General features: G+C 68.6%; 17 protein-coding genes. 5 read left to right on the top strand and 12 right to left on the bottom strand.

Features of this window, described 5'->3' with window-relative positions; all coding sequences use genetic code 11:
- Position 1: 1 nt before the first annotated feature.
- The 5 genes from ACRYRV_RS15020 to ACRYRV_RS15040 form a co-directional block, all read right to left on the bottom strand.
- Positions 2 to 2,053 carry an acetyl/propionyl/methylcrotonyl-CoA carboxylase subunit alpha gene (locus ACRYRV_RS15020; RefSeq protein WP_444984595.1) on the bottom strand — a complete coding sequence of 684 codons (2,052 nt, stop codon included), beginning with the start codon at positions 2,051 to 2,053 and terminating at the stop codon, positions 2 to 4.
- Complete coding sequence (locus ACRYRV_RS15025; RefSeq protein ID WP_444984594.1) at positions 2,050 to 2,898, bottom strand: enoyl-CoA hydratase/isomerase family protein; 849 nt, start codon at positions 2,896 to 2,898, stop codon at positions 2,050 to 2,052. The genes ACRYRV_RS15020 and ACRYRV_RS15025 overlap by 4 nt, the downstream gene beginning before the upstream one ends.
- Positions 2,899 to 2,915: 17 nt before the next feature.
- The gene (locus tag ACRYRV_RS15030; RefSeq protein ID WP_119022087.1) at positions 2,916 to 4,523 is read right to left on the bottom strand and encodes a carboxyl transferase domain-containing protein; all 1,608 of its coding nucleotides are present in this window, start codon (positions 4,521 to 4,523) and stop codon (positions 2,916 to 2,918) included.
- A gap of 10 nt (positions 4,524 to 4,533) precedes the next feature.
- Positions 4,534 to 5,703, bottom strand: coding sequence for an isovaleryl-CoA dehydrogenase (locus ACRYRV_RS15035; RefSeq protein ID WP_444984593.1), 1,170 nt, complete (start codon positions 5,701 to 5,703; stop codon positions 4,534 to 4,536).
- A 317-nt stretch (positions 5,704 to 6,020) separates the two neighbouring features.
- Positions 6,021 to 6,962, bottom strand: coding sequence for a sodium-dependent bicarbonate transport family permease (locus tag ACRYRV_RS15040; protein ID WP_305501673.1), 942 nt, complete (start codon positions 6,960 to 6,962; stop codon positions 6,021 to 6,023).
- 123 nt (positions 6,963 to 7,085) lie between these two features.
- Here ACRYRV_RS15040 and ACRYRV_RS15045 point away from each other — a divergent pair, with 123 nt between their 5' ends.
- Positions 7,086 to 8,048 (top strand): LysR family transcriptional regulator, encoded by a 963-nt coding sequence (locus tag ACRYRV_RS15045; protein ID WP_444984592.1) that lies wholly within the window; start codon positions 7,086 to 7,088, stop codon positions 8,046 to 8,048.
- 27 nt (positions 8,049 to 8,075) lie between these two features.
- On the opposite strand, the gene ACRYRV_RS15050 is transcribed toward ACRYRV_RS15045, so the two are convergent.
- The 3 genes from ACRYRV_RS15050 to ACRYRV_RS15060 form a co-directional block, all read right to left on the bottom strand.
- Complete coding sequence (locus ACRYRV_RS15050; protein WP_444986265.1) at positions 8,076 to 8,849, bottom strand: substrate-binding domain-containing protein; 774 nt, start codon at positions 8,847 to 8,849, stop codon at positions 8,076 to 8,078.
- Between the two features lie 100 nt (positions 8,850 to 8,949).
- Complete coding sequence (locus ACRYRV_RS15055; protein ID WP_444984591.1) at positions 8,950 to 9,675, bottom strand: ATP-binding cassette domain-containing protein; 726 nt, start codon at positions 9,673 to 9,675, stop codon at positions 8,950 to 8,952.
- Positions 9,672 to 10,376 (bottom strand): ABC transporter permease, encoded by a 705-nt coding sequence (locus ACRYRV_RS15060; RefSeq protein WP_309636539.1) that lies wholly within the window; start codon positions 10,374 to 10,376, stop codon positions 9,672 to 9,674. Before ACRYRV_RS15060 ends, ACRYRV_RS15055 begins: the two co-directional genes overlap by 4 nt.
- Positions 10,377 to 10,513: 137 nt before the next feature.
- Here ACRYRV_RS15060 and ACRYRV_RS15065 point away from each other — a divergent pair, with 137 nt between their 5' ends.
- Positions 10,514 to 11,416: a substrate-binding domain-containing protein gene (locus ACRYRV_RS15065; RefSeq protein WP_444984590.1), complete on the top strand. Its 903-nt coding sequence runs from the start codon at positions 10,514 to 10,516 to the stop codon at positions 11,414 to 11,416.
- A 32-nt stretch (positions 11,417 to 11,448) separates the two neighbouring features.
- Here ACRYRV_RS15065 and ACRYRV_RS15070 read toward each other — a convergent pair whose 3' ends face one another.
- The 3 genes from ACRYRV_RS15070 to ACRYRV_RS15080 are packed head-to-tail and all read right to left on the bottom strand — an operon-like array spanning position 11,449 to position 13,289.
- Positions 11,449 to 11,922, bottom strand: a complete 474-nt coding sequence (locus tag ACRYRV_RS15070) for a LabA-like NYN domain-containing protein (protein ID WP_444984589.1) — start codon at positions 11,920 to 11,922, stop codon at positions 11,449 to 11,451.
- Positions 11,923 to 11,958: 36 nt separating this feature from the next.
- The gene (locus ACRYRV_RS15075) at positions 11,959 to 12,084 is read right to left on the bottom strand and encodes a hypothetical protein (RefSeq protein ID WP_299311338.1); all 126 of its coding nucleotides are present in this window, start codon (positions 12,082 to 12,084) and stop codon (positions 11,959 to 11,961) included.
- Positions 12,081 to 13,289, bottom strand: a complete 1,209-nt coding sequence (locus tag ACRYRV_RS15080; RefSeq protein WP_444984588.1) for an MFS transporter — start codon at positions 13,287 to 13,289, stop codon at positions 12,081 to 12,083. The genes ACRYRV_RS15075 and ACRYRV_RS15080 overlap by 4 nt, the downstream gene beginning before the upstream one ends.
- Positions 13,290 to 13,458: 169 nt before the next feature.
- Between ACRYRV_RS15080 and ACRYRV_RS15085 the strand changes: the two genes are divergently transcribed.
- Positions 13,459 to 13,641 (top strand): hypothetical protein, encoded by a 183-nt coding sequence (locus tag ACRYRV_RS15085; RefSeq protein WP_309636543.1) that lies wholly within the window; start codon positions 13,459 to 13,461, stop codon positions 13,639 to 13,641.
- A 34-nt stretch (positions 13,642 to 13,675) separates the two neighbouring features.
- Entirely contained in the window at positions 13,676 to 13,933 is a 258-nt protein-coding gene (locus tag ACRYRV_RS15090; protein ID WP_444984587.1) for a hypothetical protein, read from the top strand.
- Positions 13,934 to 14,002: 69 nt separating this feature from the next.
- On the opposite strand, the gene ACRYRV_RS15095 is transcribed toward ACRYRV_RS15090, so the two are convergent.
- A complete protein-coding gene (locus ACRYRV_RS15095) occupies positions 14,003 to 15,994 on the bottom strand; it encodes a sigma-54-dependent Fis family transcriptional regulator (protein WP_309636545.1) in 1,992 nt (663 codons plus the stop codon).
- Positions 15,995 to 16,292: 298 nt separating this feature from the next.
- Between ACRYRV_RS15095 and ACRYRV_RS15100 the strand changes: the two genes are divergently transcribed.
- The gene (locus ACRYRV_RS15100; protein WP_309636546.1) at positions 16,293 to 16,796 is read left to right on the top strand and encodes a gluconate 2-dehydrogenase subunit 3 family protein; all 504 of its coding nucleotides are present in this window, start codon (positions 16,293 to 16,295) and stop codon (positions 16,794 to 16,796) included.
- Positions 16,797 to 16,815 lie beyond the last annotated feature (19 nt).

A 16,815-nucleotide genomic window follows, 5' to 3' on the forward strand; every position in this document is an offset into this window, starting at 1 on the left:
CTTACTCCTCCGGAGCGAATTCGAGCAGCACGTCGCCCTGGCCCACGGTGTCGCCGGCGGCGAAGTGGAAGCTCGCCACGTGGCCATCGGCGGGGGCGGACATGGTGTGCTCCATCTTCATGGCTTCCATGACCATCAGCGGCATGCCTTTCTCCACCTTCTGGCCCGGCTCCACCAGCAGCGCCACCACGGTGCCGTGCATGGGCGCGGTGAGGGTGGATTCCGCCTCGTGCTGGCCATGGTCGATGGCGTCGATGCGGCGCCAGAACAGGCGGGTCTCGCCGCTCGGGTCGGCCATCACCACCACGCCGTTCTCGCCCAGGCGCGCCTGCAGGCGGCGGCGGTGGCCGTCGAGGGTCACCGCCACGGCGTCGCCTTCCAGATGCTGCAGGCGGGCGGTGAGGGTGGTGTCGCCGATGGTCAGGTGCCAGGGATCGGCGTCGGTCTCCCGGGTGCCTTCCACGATCACCACGCCTTCGGCATCCGGCGCCTGGGCATTGGTCAGGTTCTGGCCGGTGGCGCACAGGGCCAGGCGGATGGTGTGCGGGGCATTCAGACGGAAGCCGTCATGGCGATCCCAGGGGGAGTCGCTCTCGCACTCGCGGGCCAGCTGCTTGAGGCCGATCAGCGCCGCGGCGGCGTAGGCCTCGGTGGTGATCTCCTGGGTAGCGAACAGGGTCGCTTCGTTCTTCTCGATGAAGCGGGTGTCGAGTTCGCAGCCCTTGAAGGCGGGGTGGGTGGCCAGGCGCTGCAGGAAGGCGCGGTTGGTGACCACGCCCTGCACGTCCAGCGCCGCCAGGGCCCGGTTGAGGGTGGCCAGTGCCTGGTCGCGGTCGTCACCGTGGACGATCAGCTTGGCGAGCATCGGGTCGTAGTGCATGGAGACGACGTCGCCGCTCTCCACGCCGCTGTCCAGGCGCACCTTGTTGGGGTCCAGGCCGGCGCCCACCAGGTCCAGGGCGAAGCGGTCCAGGCGGCCGGTGGCGGGCAGGAAGTCCTGCTCCGGGTCCTCGGCGTAGAGGCGCGCCTCGAAGCTGTGGCCGGTGATGGTCAGCTCATCCTGGGCCAGCGGGAGCCGCTCGCCCATGGCCACGCGCAGCTGCCACTCGACCAGGTCCTGGCCGGTGATCATCTCGGTGACCGGGTGCTCCACCTGCAGGCGGGTGTTCATCTCCATGAAGAAGAAGGAGCCGTCGGCGTCGAGCAGGAACTCCACGGTGCCGGCGCCCACGTAGCCGATCTCGCGGGCGGCGCGCACGGCGGCCTCGCCCATCTCGCGGCGCAGCTCGGCGCTCATGCCCGGGGCCGGGGCCTCCTCCAGCACCTTCTGGTGGCGGCGCTGCACGGAGCAGTCGCGCTCGAAGAGGTAGACGCCGTTGCCGTGGCTGTCGCAGAACACCTGGACCTCCACGTGGCGCGGCTGGGTCAGGTACTTCTCGATCAGCATGCGCTGGTCGCCGAAGGCGGCCTGAGACTCGCGGCGGCAGCCGTCCAGGGCGGCCTGGAAGCCCGCGGCGGACTCCACCACGCGCATGCCCTTGCCGCCGCCGCCGGCGCTGGCCTTGAGCAGCACCGGGTAGCCGATCTTGTCGGCCTCGCTCTTGAGCAGGGCGTCGTCCTGGTCGTCGCCGTGGTAGCCCGGCACCAGGGGAACGCCTGCGTGGGACATGCGCGCCTTGGCGGCGGACTTGTCGCCCATGGCGGCGATGGCCGAGGCGGGCGGGCCGACGAAGGTGATGCCGGCCTTCTCGAGGGCCTCCACGAAGGGGCCGTTCTCGGAGAGGAAGCCGTAGCCGGGGTGGATGGCGCCGGCGCCGGTGCGGCGTGCGGCCTCGATCACCGCCTCGACCTTGAGATAGCTCTCGCGGGCGGCGGCGGGGCCGAGGCGCACGGCCTCGTCGGCCTCGCGCACATGGCGGGCGTTGGCGTCGGCGTCGGAGTAGACGGCCACGGTGCGCAGGCCCATGGCGCGCGCGGTGCGCATCACCCGGCAGGCGATCTCGCCGCGGTTGGCGACCAGCAGGGTATCGAATTTCTTCACTTCAGAGGTCATGAGCGGGGCTCCGCGGCATTGTTGTCGGCGACACGGTTGTCGCTGTCGTTTGTCCAGGCGGGGCGGCGCTTCTCGAAGAAGCTGGCCAGGCCTTCCTGACCCTCGGCGCTGACGCGCAGCTCGGAGATCACCCGGCAGGTGTGCTCGCGGGTGGCCTTGCTGTCGGGCTCCCGGGCCACCTCGGCCAGCAGCGCCTTGGTGGCGCGCTGGGCCTGGGGCGAGCCGGCCAGCAGGATGTCGAGCATGGCCTCCACGGCGGCATCGAGCTCGTCGTGGGGGGCGAGGCGATGAACGAGGCCCAGCGCCAGGGCGGTGGTGGCGTCCATCACCTCGGCGGTGAGGGCGTAACGGCGCATCTGGCGCTCGCCCAGGGCACGCTGCACGTAGGGGCTGATCACCGCGGGCGACAGGCCGATCTTCACCTCGGAGAGGCAGAACTTGGCCTTCTCGGAGGCGACGACGATGTCGCAGCAGGCGGCCAGGCCCACGGCGCCGCCGAAGGCGGCCCCCTGCACGCGGCAGAGGGTGGGGCAGGGCAGAGTGTCGAGCCCGTGCATCAGGGCTGCGAGCTTGCGCGAGTCCGCCAGGTTGCCGTCGAAGTCGTACTCCACCATGCGCTTCATCCAGCCGAGGTCGGCCCCGGCGGAGAAGCTCTTGCCCTCGGAGCCCAGCACCACCGCGCGCACCTCGCCGTGATGGGCGGCGTGGTGGAGCCGCTCCAGGTGGGCGTTGAGCTCGGCGATCAGGCTGTCGTCGAAGGCGTTGTGGACCTCGGGGCGCTCCAGCGTCAGCCAGGCGATGCCGCGGTCGTCGAGCTCCAGCCGTGAAAAGGTTGTCTCAGACATAACGGGATCCCCTGCGGTCACATCCGGAACACGCCGAACTTGGTCTCTTCGACCTCGGCATTCATGGCCGCGGCCAGTGACAGCCCCAGTACGTCGCGGGTCTGGGCCGGGTCGATCACGCCGTCATCCCAAAGCCGCGCACTGGCGTAGTAGGGGTGGCCCTGGTGCTCGTACTGCTCGCGGGTGGGCTGCTTGAAGGCCTCTTCCTCCTCCTTGCTCCACTCGCGGCCCTCGCGCTCGATCTGCTCGCGCTTGACCTGGGCCAGCACGCCGGCGGCTTGTTCACCCCCCATGACGGAAATTCTGGCATTCGGCCACATAAAGAGCAGGTTGGGGTCGTAGGCGCGGCCGCACATGCCGTAGTTGCCGGCGCCGAAGCTGCCGCCGATCAACACGGTGAACTTGGGCACCTTGGCGCAGGCCACCGCGGTGACGAGCTTGGCGCCGTGCTTGGCGATGCCCTCGTGCTCGTACTTGGAGCCCACCATAAAGCCGGTAATATTTTGGAGGAAAATCAAAGGTATTTTCCTCTGGGCGCACAGCTCGATGAAGTGCGCGCCCTTCACGGCGGATTCGGAGAAGAGCACGCCGTTGTTGGCGACGATGCCCACCGGGTGGCCGTGGATATGGGCGAAGCCGGTCACCAGGGTGTCGCCGTAATAGCGCTTGAACTCGTCGAAGTCGGAGTCGTCGACGATGCGGGCGATCACCTCGCGCACGTCGTAGGGCTTCTTGAGGTCGGTGCCGACGATGCCGTAGAGCTCGGCCGGATCCAGGCGCGGGGGCTTGGGTTCCTGCATCTTGAGCTGGCCGCGCTTCTGCCAGTTGAGCCGCGACACGCAGGCCCGGCAGAGCTGCAGGGCGTGAGCGTCGTTCTCGGCGTAGTGGTCGGCCACGCCGCTCTTCTTGGCGTGCACGTCGGCGCCACCCAGATCCTCGGCGCTGATGGTCTCGCCGGTGGCGGCCTTCACCAGGGGCGGGCCGCCCAGGAAGATGGTGCCCTGCTCGCGGACGATGATCGACTCGTCGGCCATGGCCGGCACGTAGGCGCCGCCGGCGGTGCAGGAGCCCATCACCACCGCGATCTGCGGGATGCCCTCGGCGGAGAGGGTGGCCTGGTTGTAGAAGATGCGGCCGAAGTGCTCGCGGTCCGGGAAGACCTCATCCTGGCGGGGCAGGAAGGCGCCGCCGGAGTCGACCAGGTAGATGCAGGGCAGGCGGTGCTTGCGGGCGATTTCCTGGGCGCGGATGTGCTTGCGCACCGTGAGCGGGAAGTAGGTGCCGCCCTTGACGGTGGCGTCGTTGGCAACGATCACGCACTCGACGCCACTGACGCGGCCGATGCCCGTCACCACGCCGGCGGCGGGCACCGCGGAGTCGTAGACCTCGTGGGCGGCCAGCGCCGAGAACTCCAGGAAGGGGGAGCCCTCGTCGATCAGGTGGTCGATGCGGTCGCGCACGAAGAGCTTGCCGCGGGACTCGTGGCGCACGCGTGCCTTCTCGCCGCCGCCCTGGGCGATGGCGGCGGTGAGCTCGCGCAGCTTCATCACCTCGTGGCGCATCGACGCCTCGTTGGCCTGGAAGCCGTCGCTGCGCGGGTTGATCTGGGTAGTCAGAATGGCCATCGGTAACCCCTTACTTGGACTCGTTGAAGAGTTCGCGGCCGATCAGCATGCGGCGGATCTCGCTGGTGCCGGCGCCGATCTCGTAGAGCTTGGCGTCGCGCAGCAGGCGGCCGGTGGGGTACTCGTTGATGTAGCCGTTGCCGCCCAGCAGCTGGATGGCGTCCAGGGCGACCTGGGTGGCCTTCTCGGCGCAGTAGAGGATCACGCCGGCGGCATCCTTGCGGGAGGTCTGGCCACGGTCGCAGCCGGCGGCCACGGCGTAGAGGTAGGCGCGGCAGGCGTTCAGGGTGGTGTACATGTCGGCCACCTTGCCCTGTACCAGCTGGAATTCGCCGATGGACTGGCCGAACTGCTGACGCTCGTGGATGTAGGGCACCACGATGTCCATGGCGGCCTGCATGATGCCGATGGGGCCGGCGGCCAGCACGGTGCGCTCGTAGTCGAGGCCGCTCATCAGCACGCGCACGCCCTTGCCCACTTCGCCCAGCACGTTCTCTTCCGGCACCGCGCAGTCCTGGAACACCAGCTCGCAGGTGTTGGAGCCGCGCATGCCGAGCTTGTCGAGCTTCTGGGCGGTGGAGAAGCCGGGCATGCCCTTCTCGATGATGAAGGCGGTGATGCCCTTGGAGCCGGCGTCCGGGTCGGTCTTGGCGTAGACCACCAGCACGTCGGCGTCGGGGCCGTTAGTGATCCACATCTTGTTGCCGTTGAGGATGTACTTGTCACCCTCCTTGCGGGCACGCAGCTTCATGGAGACCACGTCGGAACCGGCGCCCGGTTCGGACATGGCCAGCGCGCCGACGTGCTCGCCGGTCATCAGCTTGGGCAGATACTTGGCCTTCTGCTCGGCGTTGGCGTTGATCTTGAGCTGGTTGACGCAGAGGTTGGAGTGGGCGCCGTAGGAGAGGCCGACGGAGGCGCTGGCCCGGGAGATCTCCTCCATGGCGATGCAGTGCGCCAGGTAGCCCATGCCGGTGCCGCCATCTTCCTCGGAGACGGTGATGCCGAGCAGGCCCATGTCGCCGAACTTCTGCCAGAGGTCGTTGGGGAACTCGTTCTTCTCGTCGATCTCGGCGGCGCGCGGGGCGATCTCGTCGCGGGCGAAGGCGTTGACCTGGTCGCGCAGCATGTTCAGTTCGTCGTCGAGGCCGAAGTCGAGGGGCTTGAAGGGCGTATGCATGAGCGGGGCTCCGTTCTTGTCGGTGGTCGCGGCGCCCTGGCTTCGCGCTGGAATTCGGGCGGGCACGACGGGTCGTGTCGGGTGGTGAAACCGTGATGGCACAAGACTAGGTCAGGTTGACGTTAACGTAAAGTGCAGCTTTTCACCCCTTAGACGAATGTCGGACTGCGGCACTGCCACGACGACCGTTTCGATACGGCAGCATTGAAACGATAGGATTGAAACGACAAGGGCAGCCCGGTGGGCTGCCCTTGTCGTTTTCTGTGGTTCGGCTCGGCTCGGCTTGGCTTGGCTTGGCTTGTTTCGGCCTGGTTCGCTCAGCCGGCCAGCCACTGGATCAGCTGGTGATAGAGCGGGATGCCGATGATCACGTTGAGCGGGAAGGTGAAGCCCAGGGCGGCGAGCATGGCCAGGCCGATGTTGGCCTGGGGGATGGCGGTGCGCATGGCGGCCGGGGCGGCGATATAGGAGGCGCTGGCCGCCAGGGCAGTGAGGATCAAGAGCGAGCCGGCGGGCAGGCCCAGTGCCAGGCCCACGGCCAGCCCGGCCAGCGACAGCACCAGGGGGGCGACCAGGGCGAAGGTGAGCAGGCGCCAGTGGAACCAGGGGATGGGGCGCAGCGTCTCGGCGGCGGTGAGGCCCATCTGCAGAAGGAAGAGGGCGAGCACGGCGTGGAAGGCGCTGGTGAAAAGCTCCGTTACGTTGGCGCCCTCCTGGGGGCCGTACATGGCGCCGATCACCGCGCCGCCGGCCAGCAGGATCACCCCGCGGTTGGTCAGCGTCTCGTGCCAGATCCCCTGCATCGCTTCCCCGGCGGCCTTGCCCGCATGGCGGCGATAGAGGGCGATGGCGACCATGATCGCCGGCAGCTCCATCATCACGAGATACAGGGTGACCTCGGCGCCGATCGGCAGGTTGCGCCCCTCGGCGAAGGCCAGGGCCACGGCGAAGGTACCGGCGCTGACCGAGCCGTAGTGGGCGGCGATGCTGGCGCTATCGGCAGGAGAGAGCCGAATCAGCCGGCGCAGTATCGGCATCAGCGCCAGGGGGATCAGCGCGCCCAGCGCGGCCACGGCGAGCAGTTCCGGTACCAGCGACCAGCCGAGGTTGCCGTAGAGCGCCATGCCGCCCTTGAGGCCGATGGTCAGCATCAGCAGCAGGCTCAGGGTGTCGTAGGCGGCCTTGGGAATGGTCAGGTCGGACTTCACCACCCCGGCCAGCAGGCCGAGCAGGAAAAACATCACCACGATATCAGGCATCAGGGGACTCTCGGTCAGCGGGTTGAATGACGCCGCGCATTGTCAGAAATTCGTTCTATTGATACCAATAAAGTTCTCGGCAATGCACTATAGGTGATTATCTATAGGCGTGCGAGGAAGGCCGTGAACATACGACATCTCACCTTCCGGCTGCTGCAGGTGCATGTGGCGGTGGTCGGGGCCGGTTCCATCAGCGAGGCGGCGCGGCGCCTGCATCTCACCCAGCCCACCGTCTCCCAGCAGCTCAAGCGGTTGGCCGAGGCGGTGGGTGAGCCGCTGCTGGAGAACCGCCAGGGGCGGCTGGCGCCCACCGAGGCGGGCCTGGAGCTCTACCGCGCCAGCCGCGAGGTGCTGGGGCGCTTCGCGGATTTCGACGACTACCTGTCCGCCCTGCGCGGTGGCGAAAGGGGCCGCTTCTCCATCGCCCTGGTCAATACCGCCCAGTACGTGCTGCCGCGCCTGCTAGGCCCCTACAGCCGCGCCTTCCCCGAGGTGGACGTCACCGTGCATATCGGCAACCGCCGCCAGATGCTCACTCGCTTCGAGCGCCAGGAGGATGACCTCTACGTCTTCAGCCACCCGCCGTCGCTGGCCCACGCCCTGGCCGGGCGCTTCCTGCGCAACCCCCTGGTGGCGGTGGCCCCCAAGGGGCACCCGCTGGCCGGGCGCGAGGCGATCGCCATGTCGGAGCTCCTGGAGGAGCGCTTCCTGCTGCGCGAGCCGGGCTCGGCCACGCGGATGCTCTTCGAGAGCTGGCTGCAGGAGCAGGGGCTGACCCTGGGTGCGACCCTGCAGATGGCCAGCAACGAAGCGATTCGCGTTGGCGTGGCGGCGGGCATGGGCCTCGCCGTGCTCTCCGAGCACGTGCTGCCACCGGAGCATCCGGATCTGGTGATCCTGCCGGTGGCGGGCCTGCCCATCGAGAGCCACTGGCAGTTCATCGTGCGCCGCGACCGGCGGCTGTCCCATGCGGCGCTGGGTTTCCTGCGCTTCGCCGAAGGGCACCTGGGCGAATGCGTGGAGCCGCGCTTTCTCAGCAACGAGCTCGTTGGGCTGCTGGCCCGCCTGCCGGGGTCAGACCCTTAAATCCCCTTTGGGGTCTGACCCTTAAAGCTAGTTAGCGTTGGGAAAGAAGAGCTGCTCGCCGTTGACGGTGAACGCCGCGATAGCCTGCTGGCCCTCCTCGGAAAGGAGCCACTGGTGCCACTGGTTGGCCAGGTCGTGCTTCAGGTGGGGGTGGCGTTCGGGGTCGAGCAGCAGGCTGCCGTACTGGTTGAACAGCGCCTCGTCACCCGCGAAGAGCAGGGTGAGGTCCTGGGGGTTCTCGAAGGCGACCCAGGTGGCGCGGTCGCTCATCACGTAGGCGTCCATGCCGGCGGCGGTATTCAGCGTTGGGCCCATGCCGCTGCCGAGTTCGCGGTACCAGGCGCCGCCCGGTTCGACGCCGGCGGCCTCCCACAGACGCTGCTCGGCGCGGTGGGTGCCGCTGTCGTCGCCCCGGGAGGCGAAGGGGGCCTCGGCTTCGGCGATCAGGCGCATGGCCTCGGCCACGCTCTCGGCATCTGCGATGCCGGCGGGGTCGCCGTCGGGGCCGATCAGCACGAAGTCGTTGTACATGACGTCGGCGCGCTCGGTGCCGTAGCCCTCGGCGACGAAGGCCTCTTCGCCGTCGGTGTCGTGGACCAGCAGGCTGTCGGCGTCGCCGCGCCGGGCGATCTCGAAGGCCTGGCCGGTGCCTACGGCCACCACCCGTACGCTGATGCCGGTCTTCTCGGTAAACCGCGGAATGATGGCGTCGAAGAGTCCCGAGGCCTCGGTGGAGGTGGTGGAGGCGAGGGTGATGTAGCGCTCTCCCTCCTGGGCCTGGGCGGCCAGGGAGAGCCCCATCAGGCCGATGGCGGTGAGGGCGATGCGTGCGTTGCGCTGCATAGGAGTGTCTCCTGCTGTTGCTCTTGTTGTGGCCGGACTGGCGTAGGCGGGGGGGTGGCTAGAGCACCAGCTCCCCCCGGATAAAGGCGCCGGCCTGAGCCGTGGCCGGCGTCGTGAAGAAGGTGGTGGCGGGGCTGTGTTCGACCAGCCGCCCACGGCACAGGAAGAGCACGTCGTCGGCCAGGCGGCGGGCCTGGTGCAGGTCGTGGCTGCTCATCAGGATGCGCGTGCCGCGGGCATGGAACTCCTGCACCGCACGCTCCACCGCGAGGATGGCGGCGGGGTCCAGGGCCGAGGTGGGCTCGTCCAGGAAGAGCACCTCGGGGTCGAGGAGCCAGGCGCGAGCGAGCGCCAGGCGCTGCTGCTCGCCGCCGGAGAGCACGCGGGCCGGGCGCTTCTCCAGGGCGGCCAGGCCGAAGCGCTCCAGGGCCTCCCGGGCTCGGGGCCGACGCAGCCGGCGGGGCGTGCCGTTGACCGCCAGGGCATAGGTGAGGTTGGCCAGGGCCGAGCGCTTGAGCAGCACCGGACGCTGAAAGACCATGGCCTGGCGCGGTGGCTTGCCCGCCCAGCGCACCTGGCCCAGGCTCGGCGTCAGCAGGCCGTGGGCCAGGCGCAGCAGCAGACTCTTGCCGGCGCCGTTGGGGCCCATCACCAGGGTGCGGCGGCAGCCGGCGAGGCGCAGGTCCAGGGGGCCGAGCAGGGTCTGGCCGCGGTGGGTGAAGCCCGCTCCCTTGAGCTCGAGGGCGGGCAGCTCCGCCAGACGGGGTGAAGCGATCTGGTTCACCCGAGCCTCCTGCGCGAGGTCTCGCCGATCAGGTAGGCGCCGGCGTTGATCAGGGCCACCAGGCCCAGCAGCACGATGCCCAGCCCCAGGGCCAGGGGCAAGTTGCCCTTGCTGGTCTCCAGCACGATGGCGGTGGTCATCACCCGGGTGACGCCGTCGATATTGCCGCCCACGATCATCACCGCCCCCACCTCGGCGCTGGCGCGACCGAAGCCGGCCAGCACCACCGTGATCAGGCCCAGGCGAGCGTCCCAGAGCAGGGTGGGAATCATGCGCAGCCGGGAGAGGCCCAGGGAAGCGAGCTGTTCGTGGTACTCCTGATGCAGTGCCTCGACCTGCTGGCGGGTGAGGGCGGCGATGATCGGCAGCACCAGCACCAGCTGGGCTACCACCATGGCGGTGGGAGTGAAGAGCAGCCCGAACTGGCCCAGGGGGCCGGCCCGGGAGAGCAGCAGGTAGACGCTCAGGCCTGCCACCACCGGCGGCAGCCCCATCAGGGCATTGAGAATGACCACCACCAAGGAGTGGCCGGGAAAGCGCCACAGCGCCAGCGCCGCGCCCAGGGGCAGCCCGATCAGCGCCGCCAGCGCCACCGCCGAGAGCGAGACCTGCAGGGAGAGCGCCACGATATCGAGGAGCCTTGGGTCCAGGCTCAGGATCAGGTTGAGGGCCGTGGCGAAGGCGCCGGCATCGCTGGACATCGCAGCCTCCTGTTGTCTGGTTGCATCATGTGCGTTAAGAGAAGGGGGTGCATCCAACGATGAAATCCATGCAGCTTTATGCAAGTTAACGTCGAGCAGGCGTCGCGATCGTCCGCCTGCCGAGAGGGGAGAGACCCATGGAGCGAGGCGAGCCCCTGGCAACCCATGCCTACCTGACCACCGCCGAGGTGGCCGACTACCTGAGGCTCAAGGAGCGCAAGATCTACGACCTGGTGCGTCAGGGCGAGATCCCCTGCGTGCGGGTCACCGGCAAGCTGCTGTTTCCTCGCCAGAGCCTCGACCTGTGGCTGATGAGCCACCTGGAGGGGGACCAGGCGAGCCGGCGACCCGTGCCGAGCGTCCTGGCGGGCAGCCAGGACCCGCTGCTGGAGTGGGCCGTGCGCGAGAGCGGCTCGGGGCTGGCGCTGCTCTGCCACGGCAGCGGTGACGGGGTCCGGCGGCTGCTGGGCGGTGATGCCATGCTGGCCGGCCTGCACCTGCTGGACCCGGAAAGCGGTCGCTACAACGAGCCGGCGAGGCTGGGCCTCGGCGGCATGCGCGATCTGGTGATGGTGCGCTGGGCGCGGCGCCGCCAGGGGCTGCTGCTGGCGCCGGATAACCCCCTGGGAATTGCCGGGCTCGCGGACCTGGCGCATCCCGAGGTGCGGGTCGCCCACCGCCAGCCCGACGCGGGGGCGGCACGGCTGCTGGGCCTGCTGCTGGCGCGGGAAGGGATCGACAGTGAGTGCCTGACCCTGGCCGGCCATCCCTCGCTCAGCGAGGACGACCTCGCCCTGTCGATCCGCCAGGGCGAGGCCGATGTCGGACTCGGCGTGGAGGCGGCCGCGCGCCGCCAGGGGCTGGCCTTCCTGCCGCTCCACGAAGAGTCCTTCGACCTGGCCCTGAGGCGGCGCAGCTACTTCGAGCCGCCGATCCAGCGGCTGCTGGCCTTCGCCCGGGAGCCGCGCTTCGCCGAGCGGGCCGAGGCGCTGGGGGGGTATGACATCGGCGAGCTGGGCCGGGTGGTCTTCAATGCCTGAGGAGCCACGGCAGGGAGAGGGCAGGGAGACGGCTACAGCAGCAGGTCGCCCTCCAGGGGGACGAAGCGGGTGGCCGACTGCATCAGGGCGCCGGCGGTGAGCGACGGCACGCCGTAGATCTCCACCTCGACGCCATACTTGAGGCGCAGGGTATCCGCCAGCAGCGCGAAGTCCCCGTCGCCCGAGGCGAGCACCACCAGGTCGACCGCCGGGGCGTGCTTCACCGCATCCAGGGTGATGCCTACGTCCCAGTCGCCCTTGGCGGAGCCGTCGGCCCGCTGGATAAAGGGCTTGAGCTTCACCTCGAAGCCGATGCCCCGCAGGATATTCTGGAACTGGCGCTGCTTCTCGTTGCCGCGGTCGATGGCGTAGGCCAGCGCCTTGACCACCCGGCGCCCCCGGGTGGCCCGGGCCCAGAGGGCGTTGTAGTCGATATGCCGACCATAGGCGTGGCGGGCGGTGTAGTAGAGGTTCTGCACGTCTACCAGCAGCAGCACGTTCTGCATGAAGAGGGGCCTTTCAAGGAGAGGGTGGGGCCGCGTTCAGCACAGCCGGCTGCCCAGCAGCAGCTGGGCGGCATCCAGGCTGTGCCAGCCCCACCAGACCAGGGCCAGAGCGGCGGCGGTGAGGGCGGCGGCCAGCAGCGGGATCAGGGCGCGTCGGGTCATGCCTTCACCTCCTGTGGGGCGGTGCGCTCCACCGGCGCCTCGCTGATGAACCAGTGCAGGGCGGCGGCTACCACCGAGAGCAGAATGGCGATGTTCCACACCACAGCATAGTCGCCGTGCAGGTCGTAGAGCAGGCCCCCCAGCCAGACCCCCATGAAGGAGCCGAGCTGGTGGAAGAGGAAGACGATGCCGCCCAGCATGGAAAGATGCTGCACGCCGAACACCGAGGCGACGATGCCGTTGGTCAGCGGCACCGTAGAGAGCCACAGCAGTCCCATGGCGGTGCCGAAGAGGTAGGCGCTCATGGGGCTGAGCGGGGCGACCAGAAAGAGGGTGATCACCACCCCGCGAATCAGGTAGAGCCAGGTGAGCAGCCGCGGCTTGGCGTAGCGTCCGCCGAGCCAGCCGGCGGCGTAGGTGCCGAAGATGTTGAAGAGCCCTACCAGGGCCAGCACGGTGCTGCCCACCTGCACGGCGATCTGGTTGTCGAACAGGTAGCCGGGCAGGTGGACGCCGATAAAGACCACCTGGAAGCCGCACACGAAGAAGCCCAGGCAGAGCAGCCAGAAACCGCGGTGATTGGCGGCCTCATTGAGCGCCGCGCCGAGGGAGATGTCGCCGGCGGCCTTGGGCGAGGGGCGGTCCCTGAGCATGGCGCCCAGGGGCAGCATCAGGGCGGCGATGGCGCCCATCACCAGCAGCGCCGCCGACCAGCCCAGCCACTCCAGCAGCCCCAGGGTGCCGGGGAGCATGGCGAACTGGCCGAAGGAGCCTGCGGCGCTGACGATGCCCATGGCCATGCTGCGTTTCTCCGGGGCCACGGCGCGTCCCACGGCGCCGAGGATCACCGAGAAGGTGGTGCCGGAGAGCCCCAGGCCGATCAGCACCCCGGCGGAGAGGGTCATGCCCAGCGCCGACTCCGAGAGCCCCATGAAGAGCAGCCCCAGGGCGTAGAGGACGCCGCCTGCCACCACCACCCGGGCGGCGCCGAAACGGTCGGCAAGGGCGCCGGCGAAGGGCTGGGAGAGCCCCCACAGCAGGTTCTGGATCGCCAAGGCGAAGGCGAAGACGCCGCGGCCCCAGCCGAGCTCGGCACTCATCGGCTCGAGGAAGAGGCCGAAGCCGTGGCGCAGGCCCATGGCCAGGGTGACGACCAGGCTGCCCAGCACGATCAGCAGCAGTGAATGGCGGCGCACGCTCTCCATGGGAGGTCCCGTTTGCAGACTAATAAACCTCTACTATGCGGCGGGCCGCTGTCGCTGACTACTGTCTCTATATGGAGACGGCGCTGTCGCTCCCCCTCCACATGTGAGAGAGCCGGCGTACTGGCTAGAATGGCAGACGATGATGCCCCCTGACGACACGGAGACCCCCATGTCACGTCGCCTGCTTCTTCCTCTTGCCCTGGCTGCGGCCAGCCTGGTCATGGCTGGCTGCAGCTATACCCCTGCCCGCATCCAGTCCGAACCGCTGATCGTCATCGATGACGACCGGGGTGGCCACTCACGCGGCGGTCGCTTCTGCCCGCCGGGGCAGGCCAAGAAGGGGCGCTGCTGATCGGCGGTATCCCCGAACACTGCGAGGTAACCCCATGAGAACTCCCGCACGTCTGTTCATGCTGGCCCTGGTGGCCGCCACTCTGACCCTGGCGGGCTGCAGCTACACGCCGGCCCGGGTGGAAACTCGTCCGCTGATCGAGGTGGATGGCTACAGCGGGCACCGCCACTACCGTGGCGACGACCGCCGCTACCGCGATCGCCACCGTCGCGTGGAGCATCACCACTACCATGATGACCGCCGCGGCAGGGGCTTCTGCCCCCCGGGGCTGAGGATGCAGGGGCGCTGCTGAGAGGCTCTCGCTTTCGCACCTGGACTGACACGGCACCGCCCTCGGGCGGTGCCGGCGTTTCTGGTACCGTCAAACCGTGGTGCTGAGGTGGGGAGGCACAATGCCCAGTCGTCTCATGCGGCGATAGATGGTGGGGCGAGACAGGCCGAGCTCCCGTGCCACGGCGCTGATGTTCCACTGGTGGCGGCACAGTGCCCGGTAAAGCAGGTCCTGCTCCAGCGGGCGCGGTGTCACCGGCGGGCTGGCACCGCCTTCGCCGGCCTCGTCGGTGGGTCGCCTGGCGCCGGGATGCGCCAGCTGGCCGTGCAGGCACTCCTCCGGCAGGTCGCCGACCACCACCTCCTCGCCGTCGCCGGTGGCCAGGGCATAGCGTAGGGCGTTGTGCAGTTCGCGGATATTCCCCGGCCAGGGGTAGGCGAGCAGGGCGCTCATGGCATCGCCGCGCAGCCTTGCCCGGCCGCCGCGTTCGCGGTTGAGCTCGGCGAAGATCTGGCGGATCAGATAGCTCTTGTCGGCGCGATCGCGCAGCGGCGGCAGGCGCAGGCTGGCGCCGTTCAGGCGATAGTAGAGATCCTCGCGGAAGCGTCCGGCGGCGATCAGTTCGCGCAGGTCCCGGTGGGTGGCGGCGACGACCCGCAGGTCGACCTTGATGGGGCGGCTGGCGCCGATGGGCAGCACCTCCTGCTCGGCCAGCACCCGCAGCAGCCGGGTCTGCAGTTGTAGCGGCATATCGCCGATCTCGTCGAGGAAGAGGGTGCCGCCGTCGGCCTGGGCGATCAGGCCCTTCATGCCCTGGCTGCGAGCACCGGTGAAGCTGCCGGCCTCATGGCCGAACAGCTCGCTCTCGATCAGCGATTCTGGCACCGCGGCGCAGTTGATGGCCACGAAGGGGTGGTCATGGCGGCGGCTCGATTCGTGCAGGGCCCGGGCCATGCGCTCCTTGCCGGTACCGGTCTCGCCCATTACCAGGATATTGATCGGCTCATTGCGCAGCCGGGCGGCTCGGGTCAGGGTATCGCGCATGCTGGGGTCATCGTCCGCCAGGGCCTCCAGGGGCGCCAGGCTGGTGTCCCGGGCTTGGGTGGTGGCCCCGCGGGGGCGGCGCGGCGGCTCGATCAGGGTGGCGAAGTGGATCTCCCGGTGGCGCCGGGTATGAAAGGCCTGGACTCGATCATCGCTGTGCTGAGGGATGGCCAGCACCTGATCGACCTGAGCGTCGAGCAGGTCCTGGATGTTCCAGGCCTTGAAGGGGCGCGCCTCGCCGCCCTCGGGAAGTGGCAACTCGTGGTGGCGAAGCAGCTTGCGTCCGGCGGTATTGGCCGCCACCAAGCTGCCGTTCTCCTCGATGGCCAGCAGATAGCGGCGATTGATCTGCACGAACTCCCGGGAGCGATCCAGGCAGACGATGGCGTGGTCCCCATAGCGCTGCAGGAAATAGGCGTCCTCGATCATCTTGGCGGTGTATTTCACCAGCTGCAGGGCAAAGGTCTGGGAGTCCTTGGTAGCCGGTGACTGATAGGCGGAGATATCGAGCACCGCCAAGAGGCGGCCGTGAGGATCGAAGATCGGTGCCGCCGTGCAGGTCAGGCGGATATGGTGGGCGCTGAAGTGATCGCTGTGGTGGCAGGTCAGCGCGGTGCGCTCCTGAATGCAGGTGCCCACCGCGCAGGTGCCGGCATGGGCCTCGCTCCAGTCGGCCCCCAGGAAGAGGCCGGTGCGCTGGTGTTCGCGTTGGTCGGCCTTGGCGCCGAGGAACTGCACGGCGATGCCGCGGGCATCGGTGAGCAGCACCACATAGCCCAGGGGTGCCACCTGGCGGTAGAGCTGCTCGACCCCGGCACGGGCCACCTGGAGCAGGTCGTCGGCCTGGTCTTGGTGCTCGCGCAGGGTGGCGCCAGGCACGTAGCGGGCCGGGGTGGGGCGGGCCGGGTCGAGGCCGTAACGGTCGATGCAGCGCCGCCAGGAGCGCTCGATAATGGCCGCTTCTCCCTGGCCTCCGGGGCGGTTCAGGGTCTCGAGGATGGTCTCGACATGCTGGCGTTGGCTCAAGCTGGCGGTCATGACGTGCCTCTAGGGGGGCGTTGTTGTCTCTTCAAGGTAAGGGGGGGAGGCAACCGTCGAGATACGACCTTGGTCGAGCGTCGTTACACCTGTAACGGGGGATGCCGGGACAACTGTCACACCCGTTCGCCCTGGCGTTACGCCTTGGGCGTCCCTTCAGCTCATCACCCTTCCTGTATTTTTCTTTTTTATCAAATAATTAGCCCTCTTCTTGGCCAGGTTGGCACGAAAGCTGCCATGGCATGGGTGTGTTTGCCGCTGCGGTGAACCTGCCAATAACAAGATGAGGAGTCACGCCATGACCGCTTCTCCCCGGGTGACGCTGAGCCGTCGCCGCTTCCTCACCCTCACCGGCGCTCTGACCGCCGGCAGCCTGGCCATGAGCGCTGCCGGCCTGTGGCCGCGCTGGGCCCTGGCCGAGCCCGACCTGGCAAGCCGCCTGCTGCGCTTGGGCCGCGATATCTACCCCCATGAGGCGATCGTGGATCGCCACTACCTGGAGTCCCTAACGCCACTGCTGGAGAAGGAGCGCGACGAGATCGCCGCCGGCCTCGACGACCTGGATCGCCGCGCCCGGGCCGCTCATGGCAGCGACTATGCCGGCATCGAGAGCGGCGCCGAACGAGAAACTTTGCTGCGCAAGATTCAGCACACCCCGTTTTTCGCCAAGGTGAAAGGCAACTTGATGATGGGGATCTACAACAACCCGGCCCTGTGGCCCGAATTCGGTTACGGCGGCTCTTCCTGGGAGCAGGGTGGCTACCTCCATCGAGGCTTCGACGCCACGCCGGACTGGCTGTGATCGGGCGTGGGTAACGGTG

This window comes from Halomonas mongoliensis, assembly GCF_052496345.1.

What these genes read in the sequence shown, in the direction of transcription:
- ACRYRV_RS15020 (WP_444984595.1), bottom strand. Translation starts at nt 2,053, where the DNA reads ATGACCTCTGAAGTGAAGAAATTCGATACCCTGCTGGTCGCCAACCGC.
- ACRYRV_RS15025 (WP_444984594.1), bottom strand. Translation starts at nt 2,898, where the DNA reads ATGTCTGAGACAACCTTTTCACGGCTGGAGCTCGACGACCGCGGCATC.
- ACRYRV_RS15030 (WP_119022087.1), bottom strand. Translation starts at nt 4,523, where the DNA reads ATGGCCATTCTGACTACCCAGATCAACCCGCGCAGCGACGGCTTCCAG.
- ACRYRV_RS15035 (WP_444984593.1), bottom strand. Translation starts at nt 5,703, where the DNA reads ATGCATACGCCCTTCAAGCCCCTCGACTTCGGCCTCGACGACGAACTG.
- ACRYRV_RS15040 (WP_305501673.1), bottom strand. Translation starts at nt 6,962, where the DNA reads ATGCCTGATATCGTGGTGATGTTTTTCCTGCTCGGCCTGCTGGCCGGG.
- ACRYRV_RS15050 (WP_444986265.1), bottom strand. Translation starts at nt 8,849, where the DNA reads ATGGGGCTCTCCCTGGCCGCCCAGGCCCAGGAGGGAGAGCGCTACATC.
- ACRYRV_RS15060 (WP_309636539.1), bottom strand. Translation starts at nt 10,376, where the DNA reads ATGTCCAGCGATGCCGGCGCCTTCGCCACGGCCCTCAACCTGATCCTG.
- ACRYRV_RS15065 (WP_444984590.1), top strand. Translation starts at nt 10,514, where the DNA reads ATGGAGCGAGGCGAGCCCCTGGCAACCCATGCCTACCTGACCACCGCC.
- ACRYRV_RS15070 (WP_444984589.1), bottom strand. Translation starts at nt 11,922, where the DNA reads ATGCAGAACGTGCTGCTGCTGGTAGACGTGCAGAACCTCTACTACACC.
- ACRYRV_RS15075 (WP_299311338.1), bottom strand. Translation starts at nt 12,084, where the DNA reads ATGACCCGACGCGCCCTGATCCCGCTGCTGGCCGCCGCCCTCACCGCC.
- ACRYRV_RS15080 (WP_444984588.1), bottom strand. Translation starts at nt 13,289, where the DNA reads ATGGAGAGCGTGCGCCGCCATTCACTGCTGCTGATCGTGCTGGGCAGC.
- ACRYRV_RS15085 (WP_309636543.1), top strand. Translation starts at nt 13,459, where the DNA reads ATGTCACGTCGCCTGCTTCTTCCTCTTGCCCTGGCTGCGGCCAGCCTG.
- ACRYRV_RS15090 (WP_444984587.1), top strand. Translation starts at nt 13,676, where the DNA reads ATGAGAACTCCCGCACGTCTGTTCATGCTGGCCCTGGTGGCCGCCACT.
- ACRYRV_RS15095 (WP_309636545.1), bottom strand. Translation starts at nt 15,994, where the DNA reads ATGACCGCCAGCTTGAGCCAACGCCAGCATGTCGAGACCATCCTCGAG.
- ACRYRV_RS15100 (WP_309636546.1), top strand. Translation starts at nt 16,293, where the DNA reads ATGACCGCTTCTCCCCGGGTGACGCTGAGCCGTCGCCGCTTCCTCACC.